Origin of the sequence: Psychrobacter sp. 4Dc (assembly GCF_002836715.1) — a bacterium.
Lineage (GTDB): Bacteria > Pseudomonadota > Gammaproteobacteria > Pseudomonadales > Moraxellaceae > Psychrobacter.
The window spans coordinates 17,191-29,745 of record NZ_PJAT01000142.1; the positions used below are offsets into that span (position 1 = coordinate 17,191).

Genomic DNA, 12,555 nt, shown 5'->3' on the forward strand with positions numbered 1-12,555 from the left:
TAGTCTTATAATATAAGCTTCTACATAAAGCGTGATGCCAGTTCCTTCATAATCTCATTTGTACCGCCATAGATTTTTTGCACGCGCGCATCAGCATATAAACGTGCGATAGGATACTCTGTCATATAGCCATAGCCACCAAACAGCTGCACGCATTCGTCGATGACTTCGCACTGTTTTTCGGTGACCCAGTATTTAATTAATGACGCATGTGGTACAGACAGTTTGCCATCTAACATCGCATCGACTGCAGCATCACACATGGTACTGGCAGCAAGATAATCAGCATAGCATTCTGCCATTTTAAAACGCGTGTTTTGAAACTTCCAAATAGGTTTGCCAAAGGCTTCACGGCCCTTTACATAATCTAGTGTTAGATTGATAGCAAGCTTCATCGAGCCAACCCCAGATAACGCAATGATTAAACGCTCACGTGGCAGCTCCCGCATCATCTGGATAAAGCCCATGCCTTCCACCGTACCCAACAGGTTGGTTTGCGGCACACGTACATTGCTAAAGAATAGCTCTGAGGTGTCTTGAGAGGTCAGACCAATTTTGTCGAGATTACGTCCACGCTCAAACCCTTCTACTTTGTCTGTTTCTACGATAATAAGTGAGACGCCTTGTGCGCCTTTTTCACGGTCTGTTTTGCATGCTAATAAGATAAGATTGGCGTGCTGACCATTGGTGATAAAAGTCTTAGAACCATTGATAATGTAGTCATCACCGTCTTTTACTGCATAGGTTTTGATGTTTTGTAGGTCGGAGCCAGTGCCAGGCTCGGTCATGGCGATAGCGCCGATATATTCGCCCGTTGCCATTTTTGGTAGCCAAGCTTGTTTTTGTTCTTCAGTACCGTGGTCTAAAATATAAGGCGCGACAATGCCTGAATGCACCATACCGCCAAACCCCGACTGATTGGCTTCAGTCTGTGCGTAGATAAGCGCCGCTTCATGACCGAAATCGCCGCCGCCGCCGCCATACTCAGCTGGTATCGCTGCACACAAAAACCCCATCTCGCCTGCCTCTTCCCATGCATCGCGATCGATCATGCCGTTTTTGCGCCACTGCTCATCTTTGGGATCCCAAGATTGAAACATTTTTAAGGCGCTGTCGTGCACCATCTGATGCTCTTCGGTCATCCAGTTTGGGGTGAATTTTTCGATACTCATGATGTCTATCCTTGACGATATTGAATGAATAACAGCTATATCTAAGCCATTTTTTAAACTATGGTAATTTATATTACTGTTATAAATATACTATAAATTCTTTGTATTTATTAATATATGAGTCTTATACTAGGCTACGAAAAACTACTTCGCAATCAATTAAACAAAAATGGTAATCTACATTACTTATTGATTTAATCACGTTAAACTACCGAGCAAATCATTTAACTGGTAGGACGTATCAAATAGCCAATACTTTAAGAAGCGATAAATATGAAAACCTTTAATCAGTCAGATAGCCTCACGCAGACTCGATCTCTAGCGCCCCTATCCGATATGCGGCCCGCAACTTTGGATAAAATTGAACAAGCTGTTCGTAAAGTCTTTGCAGGATTTGACGCCAATGAGGTGACGATGGCGCAGATTGCAAAGTCTGCAAACGTTTCCTTGCAAACGCTCTACAAGTACTTCGGGGACAAGCAAACGCTGTTTTATACCATTATGGATATTGTGCTCGGCAGATTAGCCGCTCGCATCATGGATCATCTGCAAGGGATTGATAGCGTACAAGATCGTCTACGTAAGACGTTGTGGGTCTGCTTTGATTTTGTCGACTCGCATCCAGATGCGGTGATGGTGCTGTCTTCTGTGTCGGCCTCGCGGATACGCAATATCGCAATCTATGAAAACAAAGAGTTAATTGGCGCGTTTTTAGCGGTACTAGAAGATGGTCAAAATCGTGGGGTGCTCAACGACACCGTTCCTTTGCACATACTCTTCGATGTGTTTATGGGATTTATCAGTCGACTTGGCTTAATGCATACCATTCGCCAAACAGAGACGCCTATTAATGCAGAATTTGATGCGCTATTTGTGATTTTATGGCGCGCCATCTCTAAACCTGAGGCCTAAAATGAGTTTTATAAAACTGACATTTAGCAGTATCTGACTCTTACAAGAAAACATAACGTAAAAAACCAAAAAGCCCCACGATACAGTGAGGCTTTTTTATACTTATTTTCAGTCAATACAATGAACAGGTCGTGATGCTTACCTATTTAAAATATTTTAGATACTGCTGGATTTTGGTAAGCCATAATCTGCACCATCAACCACATGGTTGTTTTGTTCAATAGTCAGTCGATAACCTTTGATAACACCATCGTATGGCAAACTGCCCTCATACTGCTGATAATGCTCGCAGATGCTGTCTTGAATCACTGATTTACGTTGAGCTTCGTCTAGTTTGGCAAAACCGCTAGGCAAGTGCACTTGCGCAAAACGTGAAGCCGCACCACGAGACATCCAGTTATCAGCACTGGTAAATGTAAAATCCATTTCCGCTCGTAAGCTATATTTGGGTAGCGTAGTGGAGTAATTCGCCAAGTCATTTTTAATCTGAGCAATATCTTCTGCGAATGGCTGATACGGTATCTCAAGCACGGCAAATAGTTTTGCCAAAAACCCATCAGCGGTAAAGTATTTGTCCATATAGCTGCCATCAAGTCCAAGATACCTATGCGACAGTACATGGCGCAGGCGGTCATAGGCAGGTATGGTATGTTTAAGAGGATAGCCCATTTGCTTGACGATATCTTGCGGACGCAGCTCAAGCGACTCTATTTGATTGATAATATATTGCGCTAGAGAATGGCGTGGGTGATAACGACGGGTATATTTAGATGGGTTAGCAATGTGGCTCATGATATTGAACACCTTAGACTCCTGTAACTCCGACGAAAAAGTATGATATACGCCCAAATAGGCAAAAAATCAGGCACAAATGAGGTTGTCGGAGTACAGGCTCATGCGCTTTACCAGAGTTGTTTTATATCGTGCTGGAAGTTGCAAGGTTTGTCATGCCGCCATTAGACTGTTGTCATGGTCGGCAATAACAAAACTGTTAAACCCACGATAGTTCGTTCAACGATGATAGCACATCAGATGACAAAAAATAAATACCGATATTTGTGACCGTTTGTGAATAATTCTTTTTCACTTTGCGCATTCAATCTTAGACGTTTCGATGCACCACTTATTCATGTATTAAAAAGAGGCATAACATCGAAACATTAGTGTTGAAGTATGAAAAATTAACGCTTAGCGATTAACGTCAACGACTATTCGACCACGAACTTTACCGTCCAATAATTCGCTTGCCGCCGTAATGACTTCACTCAGGCCAATCTCTCTGGTGATTGCATCTAATTGCGTCATATCCAAGCTTGTGCTCAAACGCTGCCATGCTTCTATACGCTCATCATAAGGTCGCGTCACGCTATTAATACCAAGCAAACTAACACCGCGTAAAATAAATGGCGCAACAGTAGCAGGGAAATCCATGCCTTGAGCCAATCCACAAGTAGCGACTAAACCATCTTCACAGGTACTGGCACAAACGTTGGCCAGCGTATGACTACCAACAGAATCGATTGCAGCGGCCCATTTCTCTTTACCAAGTGCACGTCCCGGACTACTCAATTCCGCTCGGTCAATGATCGTCGTTGCACCAAGGCTTTTTAAGTATTCGGCTTCTTCCAGACGTCCCGTAGAGGCAGTGACAGAGTAACCTTGGTTTGCTAGAAGTGCGATGGCAAAGCTACCAACACCGCCGTTAGCACCAGTCACCAATACTTCGCCACGCTCTGGTGTGAGTCCATGACGCTCTAACGCAATCAAACAAAGCATCGCAGTATATCCTGCTGTACCTATTGCCATTGCTTGACGTTCAGTCATCGATTCAGGGAGCGGGATCAGCCAGTCACCGTTTAATTGTGCTTTTTGTGATAGACCGCCCCAATACTTCTCACCCACACTCCATCCATTCAACAACACTTTGTCGCCAGCTTTGTAGCGAGGATGGCTACTTGTTTCGACAGTGCCCGCTAAATCTATACCTGGAACCATTGGAAATTGACGTACCACAGGACTACGGCCAGTAATGGCTAATCCATCTTTGTAGTTGAGCGTGCTATATGCCACACGAACCGTCACATCACCCTCAGGCAATTGCGCGTCCTGCATCTCAGTCAGATTAGACTGATAAACATCGTCATTTTTTTCAATTAATATCGCATTAAACATAGTAGCTCCTATTTAGACCAATCGTCTATAAATAAGTAAAAAATAATTTAGACCGTTCGTCTAAAAGTATATATAAAAAATTACTTCTGTATTCCTGCTACAAAACCTCGGAAAAAAGTATCTAATGGACTGACATCTTGTACTAACTTAGCACGCAGAACCGCACCTTCCCAACCAATCCAAAAGAAAGCAGCAAGCTCATCACAATCACTATGAGAATGTATTTGTCCTTGTTGTACTGCCAGACGCAAGCAAGCCGCTAAACGCTTTTGCCAATCAAGTAATATACCTTCTAACTCACAACGAAAACTCTCAGGCAACACGACAATCTCTTGACCCAAGTTTCCTACTAAGCAGCCGCGTCGAAATTCATGCTTGATCATTCCTGACTTTGCATCTTCAACGAAGTCACTAATACGCTGCATGGGAGATACTTGCTCATTCAGAAAACAATAATCTAGCTTGCGAGCAAAATACAACGCGTACTGCCGTAATACTTCCTGTCCAAATGCTTCTTTGTTTTTGAAATAATTGTAGAAAGAACCTTTAGGCACATTGATGCGTTTGAGTATGGCATCGATACCAGTGGTCGCAAAACCTTGCTCTGTCAACATTTCCATCCCAGATCTCAAAAGAGCTTCACGGGTATCCGTAAACTCGCGTTCAACATTGGGTGGACGCCCTCGACGGGCTTTTGGCTTAGTAATCGTCATGCATAGATATTATGACCGATCGTCTTTAATGTCAATTAATTATTTTAAGCAGTTTATTTATCCATCAGTCGCGACAGTTTTTTGACTGCCCTTGCTATCAGTCTTCACCATGATATGTCGCCTCATCCATCCAAAAGATGGGATCTTCGCACAGATGAGTTAAGTGATACCAAATATCACTACTACGAGCGATACGGTGATGACCGCCTGCAAAATAATCGACGTCCCAGCTATCAGGTAGATTTACCAAGGTTCGTCTAGCCACTGCCACATCAAGACTTTCATCATCGACTTCTACCATGACTCGTACCATCTCGGTATTGGTTGTGGGAAAAGATAGCTTCATATCAGCCACGTCAGGGATACGGTCAGCCAATACCTCACTTGGATAGACACAAGGCGCAATCAACAGTGCCCGCAAGTTGTATTTATGGGCAAAATGATTGGCAAACCAACCGCCAAGCGAATGCCCCGCCAACACCACACGTGGATACTATGTCATCTTCTCACGAATCAAAGCATCATAAATCTCAAATATTTCTGCAAAACTCTCTCGATAATTGACCGTTTGGCAATATTTAGGCTCACGTGTGATACAGGTATATTTACTGGTCTCATTGCTTGAATCAAAGCCATGAAAAAACAATAAAAACGTATCATTATTTTCGATAGGACACATCATAAGGTTCTCCTTTTTTAATTATTATTTAGGTTTTTTCTTGATAATTTGGCTTATAAATTAAACTGGTTTCTGGCTAGCAACCTGCGCTTGATACAGGCTCAAAAGCTCCTCACAAGCCAGCATTGAGATATTTTTTGAAAAACCTTCGTTAAACCAAAAGTCATAAACCGCTTGGACAATAGCTTTCACCACTCCCACATTTTCTGGCTTTTGTGCTGTTAGTTTCATCGCAATGTCTTGCGCCTGTATATCCGACTCGCTATAAGGCGCGCTCCAGCCCACGCCATAACGATAAAGCACATCATTTATCGCTAATATGAATATGGCATTTGATATGCCAAATGACCCGATAAGCCTGTCAAGCATTGCACAGCGCTCTTCATAAATACTGGCCTCTATCGGCATATCAGCCCGCTCAGACAGACAGTCACAACTCACCATGTGCGAGGGTTTACTAAAATCATCCCACAACAATGGATAAGTTCCTCGAATCCCGCCCTTTTCCACTACATTAAAACGCCAAATCGCATAATGCATATCTGGCCCTTTATATGGCACATGTATAAACCACTGCATCATCGCATCACTGTCGTACATGATATGAGTACTACCAATCCGCACCCCCTGATTGGGCAGTACGTTCGTGTATAAACGATCCATGTCATCACTATAGAGGGTCACTTTACGTAAGTTTTCATCACTGGTATCGCCCAACTTTGCTCTTGTCTCCTCTATATTTCGATAGGGTTTAAAGGGTGCTACCCATCTGAGCATCTCATTAGTATTGTTCACGAAATAAATATCATCTTCATAACTGTTTACAGAAACCGTTTCGAGGTAAAACAATGGCTGTTTTCGTACTCGGTCTTTCTCATCATTTGCTAGTGCCGTTATACCAGATAGCTTTGAGCTACCCGACCACTTAAAGTTATCTAACCGTTTTTGCTCAAACTGATACGTTAATGTCGTCATATTTATATCCTTATTATTTTGATTTCGGTTTGCATGTCTCTTTATTTTTATTGTCTGGTCTGAATTCTGATTTCAAGCCAGCCGAGCCTATTCGCCATTGTTTAAATGACGTCATTATCTATAAAGTTAAGTAAATTAATCGACTTGGTAAGGTAGTAGTTTTTAATTCGGATAGACTTTTTAGCCACAGTTTTTCGCTGTTACATTGCTTATATTTTTGCAATGTTAACGAGCTTTCTCTACTAAGTTTTTTGTTTATTAATAGATATAGTTTTTTAGGTTTGTACAGGCGTAGAAGTTTAAGATTCAACGTAAATAACATTGCTGAAAAAACATCGCTAAGATAGCGCTTTAAAAACTCAGTTAAGAAGTGAAGCATTGCGCCCCGAGGATTAACTGTTTGCCCTGTTATTTTTGCCTGACTCAATAACTATAATATAAACCCCTATAAAAATAAAGCCGCTTAAAACCTTCTACGACAACTGGTGTCGCTTCTTTTTAAATGAATTGTAGTTTGGTCGTTAGCAAGTATCCCAACGCATTCAATATGATTAACGACAGTTTCATATTACTTAAGTATCCTCAATAAACATCCAATTAACAATCCTTATCAAAAAACACCTTTCACGATCGACGTGGGCTTGCTATCTTGCCCCGCAAACCTTGTATTCTAATTAAGCCTGCCCCACTTTGACCTATCACACGTAGTATTCGCATCTGTATTGGATTTTATGACACATAACCTTGAGGCCAGCTCAAACGCTCGCCGAACTCAGTATTTTCAAGTATTTTTGATGGGCGTTAGTGCCTTTATTATGAACACCACAGAATTTGTCCCTGTGGCGCTGTTGAGCGACATTGCCCAAGACTTCTCTATTACGACGGCAGAGACTGGCTGGATGCTGACACTCTATGCTTGGATTGTCGCAGCAATGTCATTGCCACTAATGCTATTAACCAGTAGATTTGAGCGTAAACGTTTACTCTTGGGGCTTTTTGCCGCATTTATTGCCAGTCACGTACTGTCCGTATTCGCTTGGAGCTTTGATGTGCTGCTCATTAGTCGGGTTGGGATTGCGTTATCTCATGCGATATTTTGGTCCATCACGGCTGCAATCGCGATACGTGTCGCACCTGAAGGCAAAAAAGCCATGGCGCTTAGCGTACTGGCGACTGGTACGTCGTTAGCAATGGTATTGGGTGTGCCGCTGGGACGTTTAGTTGGCCAATGGTTTGGCTGGCGAGCGACATTTGGCGGTATTGGCGTCATTGCCTTAATTGTATTTATTCTACAAGCGAGACTCTTACCGACGTTACCTAGTATGTTTGAAGGGTCTTTTAGAAAGATTCCAGAACTACTTAAAACCCCCCTATTAGTCTGTTTGTACCTGCTTATTTTACTAGTCTTTACAGCGCACTATACAGCTTATTCTTATATAGAACCGTTCATGCGCCAAGTCGGTAATATCAGTGAAAACGCTGCAACTTTTGTACTGTTGCTATTCGGTGCAGCTGGAATTGTAGGTAGTGTGATATTTAGTCGTTGGGGCGATCGGTTCAATACCAGATTGATGCTAATATCGACCATACTGATGCTCGTGTCTATGCTTGCGCTGTTGCTAGCAGTGACCTCTGTATGGGCGCTCAGCTTTATCGCCTTACTATGGGGCGCGGCGCTCATGCTACTGATTATCTCAATGCAAGCCAAAGTCATCATGGTCGATGTCAATGCGCAAGACATGCTGATGTCGATGTTCTCAGGTATTATTAATTTGGGGATTGGTACGGGTGCGCTATTCGGTGGTTATGCCGTCACACACATTTCACTATCTAGCGTAGGATATACAGGTGCGGCTATCGCAGTTGTTGCGTTACTATTAATGCTATTTATGATCAAACGTTTTCCTGAATTGAGTAAACGACTTGGTTAACTAATAAGTCGATATTAAGGGATAGCCAAAAATAGCAGTCGAGAAGGAACCATCAGAAATAATAAGCAGAATGCCAGCCATATAAATGGGCTGGCATTTTCTTTATGTATGAATACAACAATGTAGCCCATAAAGCATTTCAAAGATTTCTTACACACTGATTGAACGAACGTTCAGGTGCAGTTATACTAATTTTATTAGGCATAAGTATGCTTAGGCTATAAGTATATTTAATAAAGGACTGATGGGGATTAAGCACAAAAGGATGAGTGTGAAATGGATACTATTCAAAACAAGGAAGTCATTACCTACGATATAAATTTAGTGACGATATATATTGCGAATTTTCAACTTGTTGGAGATTCGTGATGCCCGATGGAATGCTTCGAAAAAGCAACACCGCTCCTCTTAAGCTAGGCAGATTACACTACGCTTGGATCGTTGCTGCTACAGGCTCTGTAGCAATGTTCTGCGGACTTGGGTTAGGACGATTCGCATTTGGTATGTTACTGCCATCCATGTCATCTTCTCTAGGATTAAATTATACCCAAAGTGGAATCTTGGGATTCACCAACCTGATAGGATATCTGGTTGCAGTGCTTCTAAGCCCTTTTATTCTACCTCGGTTGGGTACTCGAACGACTGCGACGGCAAGCCTCCTCCTCATTGCTGTCTCTATGTTTGGTATGGCTTTTACCACCAGTTTTCCCATACTTTGCGCACTCTATGTATTGACAGGTATCGGTAGCGGCGGCGTGGTCTTACCAATGATGAGCGTCATGTCGCATTGGTTTTTTCCTTCGCACCGCGGGCTTGCTTTAGGACTGGTCATGGCGGGTCCTGGATTTGGTATCATTCTATCAGGCTTTGTCGTACCCAAACTCTTACCTATCTTTACCCTACTGTCTTGGCAGACAGGCTGGCTAATTTTTGCCGTGATTAATATTGCGGTAGCTTGGCTTACTTTTACTTTGATTCGCAACCATCCGGACGATGTCAGCCAAAATCCTTTTGGGCGCGCACCTATCTTACCTGTTAAAAATAAGAAAAAGCTAGAACGTAGCAATATTAAGCTACTCGTACATCTAGGTGTCATCTTTGCCATTTATGGTGCTACTTATATGGTTTACGTCACCTTCATTGTCACCAGTATGGTTGGCTCGTATCAACTGAGTGAAGCAACTGCGGGTGGGGTTTGGGCATGGATTGGCCTACTCAGTATGTTCTCAGGTATATTATTTGGCTGGATCTCTGACCATATTGGCAGACGCCTTGGTCTCGCTTTAGCCTTCTTTTTCCTTGCTATCGCTTATCTGTTGGTCGGACTTACTGACTGGGATTTCGGACTGTATTCGTCCATTATTCTGTTTGGCTTAGTGGTTTGGAGTGTTCCTGTCATTATGTCTGCTTCGGCGGGAGACTATTTTGGACCCGCTGCAGCGGCAAGTGCGCTTGCGGCGCTAACTTTTGCCTTTTCAGGAGGACAAGCTCTCGGACCAGTGGCCGCAGGCTATCTTGCAGAAATCACTGGGGATTTTAGTATCAGTTATATGATATCTGGTATCGCAGCTTTTGTAGCACTTGGACTGGCCTTATTATTGCGTCCACAAAAACAAGCTTAATTTCAGTTTCTATAGTATTGATACTGCTAGCTATACTTTGCTATTGCCGCCAGTGACATCTTTATACGCATTTAGTCTGACTATCTTATTGTGGAGTGCTGCTTTGATACTATTTACGATTGGGCAGTTAGTTGAGTTAAACAAGCAATGTCGACAGATAAGCCTTATACTTTTCAATAAAAATAACTGAATAGAAATCAGGTGCTTACAGCATAATTACATAGAAGGAAACAAAATATTATGTGAGCGAGACAGTATGATTTTTTAATACTTGAACACCCCTTTTTTATGCTCTAAAAACTTATTTAAATAAGGCAATATTCTTGCAATTTTGCAATCAAAACGATTGCTAGCTTTTTAAAAAGTGGTTACACTCGGTTGACAAACTATTACATTGACGACAAGGAAGTCGCTATGCCTCGTAATACCTCACGTTCTAAAATTAGCCATACCTCTCTCAAAACTTTTACCAAAAGTATGCTTGCTATCAGCCTATCTATCGCTGGTATTTCTCACGCAAATGCTTATGACAGTGTCACCTTTTTTGGTGATAGCCTGACCGATGGGGGCTATTTTAGTCAAGTTGTACCAGGTCCTGCTCAGTTTACCACCAACCCTGACAACACATGGGCGACCTCATTCGCTGAGCAGCTAGGTACCACGGCTGTTCCCGTTGTCTATCTTGGAAATCAAATTGGTAACAACTACGCTATCGGCGGTGCAAGAGCAGGCGAAGGAGCGCTTTTCCCTGGCGGTATTCCTATTGCTTCTGCCAATAGCCAAGTCGATAGCTATCTCGCCAATAACACAGTAGATCCTAATGGATTATATGTTGTATGGGCAGGTGCAAATGACTTGCTTGCGGCGGCTGAAGATCCTGCTAATGCTCAAGCGACCATACTTAGAGCAGTATCTAGCCAAACCGAAACGATTCAGGCACTAAAAGACAATGGTGCCAAATATATCTTAGTACCCAATATTCCTGATGTCGGTCTGACGCCTAGGTTTGTTCCAGACCCTGATCTAGAAGGTCAAGAACTTGCAGAGGCTTTGGCAGCCCAAAGAGCGGCAACTGATGCAGCCAGTCTCTACAATCAGTTTATGCTTAGTGGCGTCGCAGGTACTGGCGCTAATATCATACCGCTAGATATGTTTAGCTTAACTCAGGAGATCATTGCGTCGCCTGCTCAGTATGGTTTCACTAATGTCACCGATGAAGCTTGCGGTGACAACAATAGCTCTCTAACTTGTGGACCTGATACTCTTGTAGAAGCAAATGCCAACGAAACCTACTTCTTCGCTGATGGTATTCACCCGACTGGTCAAGCACATCAAATGATCGCCGACTATGCAAATGCTGTTGTCACTGCGCCTAGCTTAATCGGCGTTTTGCCACATATTGCAACGACAACCGGGCTTGCAACCAATGAGCGCTTACAGTCACACGTCAACCAAATCCAAAACAGTGAGCAACAACCTGCCCGTACGCTATGGGCCGTCGGTGAAGTCGCTAACCAAGAAATTGCAGGGTTTGATGGTGATAATAATACCCAAGTATTGCTTGGCGTAGATTTTGCTCATCCTAACTCAGCCAATGCAGTAACAGGCTTATACGGCAATATCACTCAAAAAGACTTTGAAAACTCAGACGTTGGCACAGGTTTGAGTGATATTGATCTGGGAGAGATCGGTTTTGGTGTCTATCATAGCAACAAGTTTGGCGGTTTACAGATCAATGGTGCTGCAGGATTTGGCAACATGGATGTCGATGTCACACGTACTGTCACACTTGGTAGTAACCAACAGCAGTTTAAGTCAAATGCTGATGGCAAGCGCTTTTATGCCAACTTGCAGGCAGGCTACCCAATGCAAGTGAGCAATATTGCCGTCACGCCTTATATCGGTGCAACAGCGAGCCGCGTAAAAATTGACGGACTCAAAGAAAAAGAGATGTCTGGCATTGCTATGCAGTTCGATGAGCAGAAATACTCTACGACATATGGCAAGCTTGGTCTCAAAGCCAATCATAGCTTGATGGAGAACCTAAACTTATTTGGTGACATTCATTACCAAAAGCAGCTGAGTGATAATCGTGAAGCAGTGACCGCACGTTTGAATACGCTACCAAATATCAGCTTTGAGACGCCTATGGTCGAAACTGATGATGATAATGTTGCTATGACACTTGGCCTATCTAGAAGCTTTGGTCTATTGAATGCCAACGTTGGTGTCACACATTCACAAGGTAATGACGATGACTCAACCAGCTTATTCGTTGGACTTAATGGTGCATTCTAAATAAGTTGTTAATCTAGAAGAATGGTATAGGTGACAATTAATCGCCTATACCATTATAAATTCAAAAAAAACCTAATAACC

Annotated in this window: 11 protein-coding genes; 4 read left to right on the top strand and 7 right to left on the bottom strand. The window is 42.8% G+C overall.

The features are described from left to right. Positions 1-20: 20 nt before the first annotated feature. A complete protein-coding gene (locus tag CXF61_RS12290; protein WP_165598397.1) occupies positions 21-1,172 on the bottom strand; it encodes an acyl-CoA dehydrogenase family protein in 1,152 nt (383 codons plus the stop codon). Positions 1,173-1,445: 273 nt separating this feature from the next. Between CXF61_RS12290 and CXF61_RS12295 the strand changes: the two genes are divergently transcribed. Next, the gene (locus tag CXF61_RS12295) at positions 1,446-2,084 is read left to right on the top strand and encodes a TetR/AcrR family transcriptional regulator (RefSeq protein WP_165598398.1); all 639 of its coding nucleotides are present in this window, start codon (positions 1,446-1,448) and stop codon (positions 2,082-2,084) included. Between the two features lie 156 nt (positions 2,085-2,240). On the opposite strand, the gene CXF61_RS12300 is transcribed toward CXF61_RS12295, so the two are convergent. The 6 genes from CXF61_RS12300 to CXF61_RS12325 all read right to left on the bottom strand — a co-directional run bounded on the left by CXF61_RS12300 (position 2,241) and on the right by CXF61_RS12325 (position 6,623). Next, a complete protein-coding gene (locus CXF61_RS12300; protein WP_165598399.1) occupies positions 2,241-2,876 on the bottom strand; it encodes a hypothetical protein in 636 nt (211 codons plus the stop codon). A 396-nt stretch (positions 2,877-3,272) separates the two neighbouring features. Next, positions 3,273-4,256 carry an acrylyl-CoA reductase (NADPH) gene (locus CXF61_RS12305; RefSeq protein ID WP_165598400.1) on the bottom strand — a complete coding sequence of 328 codons (984 nt, stop codon included), beginning with the start codon at positions 4,254-4,256 and terminating at the stop codon, positions 3,273-3,275. An 80-nt stretch (positions 4,257-4,336) separates the two neighbouring features. Next, entirely contained in the window at positions 4,337-4,969 is a 633-nt protein-coding gene (locus tag CXF61_RS12310) for an acrylate utilization transcriptional regulator AcuR (RefSeq protein WP_165598401.1), read from the bottom strand. Between the two features lie 97 nt (positions 4,970-5,066). After that, on the bottom strand, positions 5,067-5,447 hold the full coding sequence (locus CXF61_RS12315; protein ID WP_264755687.1) for a YqiA/YcfP family alpha/beta fold hydrolase: 381 nt from the start codon (positions 5,445-5,447) through the stop codon (positions 5,067-5,069). A 15-nt stretch (positions 5,448-5,462) separates the two neighbouring features. Continuing rightward, the gene (locus CXF61_RS12320) at positions 5,463-5,651 is read right to left on the bottom strand and encodes a hypothetical protein (RefSeq protein WP_165598403.1); all 189 of its coding nucleotides are present in this window, start codon (positions 5,649-5,651) and stop codon (positions 5,463-5,465) included. Between the two features lie 57 nt (positions 5,652-5,708). Further along, positions 5,709-6,623: a hypothetical protein gene (locus CXF61_RS12325; RefSeq protein WP_165598404.1), complete on the bottom strand. Its 915-nt coding sequence runs from the start codon at positions 6,621-6,623 to the stop codon at positions 5,709-5,711. A gap of 731 nt (positions 6,624-7,354) precedes the next feature. Between CXF61_RS12325 and CXF61_RS12330 the strand changes: the two genes are divergently transcribed. From CXF61_RS12330 to CXF61_RS12340, 3 genes are all read left to right on the top strand, one after another. Beyond that, a complete protein-coding gene (locus CXF61_RS12330; RefSeq protein ID WP_165598405.1) occupies positions 7,355-8,554 on the top strand; it encodes a sugar transporter in 1,200 nt (399 codons plus the stop codon). A gap of 368 nt (positions 8,555-8,922) precedes the next feature. Beyond that, entirely contained in the window at positions 8,923-10,176 is a 1,254-nt protein-coding gene (locus tag CXF61_RS12335) for an MFS transporter (protein WP_165598406.1), read from the top strand. Between the two features lie 414 nt (positions 10,177-10,590). Beyond that, the gene (locus CXF61_RS12340; protein WP_165598407.1) at positions 10,591-12,474 is read left to right on the top strand and encodes an autotransporter domain-containing protein; all 1,884 of its coding nucleotides are present in this window, start codon (positions 10,591-10,593) and stop codon (positions 12,472-12,474) included. The last annotated feature ends 81 nt before the right edge of the window (positions 12,475-12,555 follow it).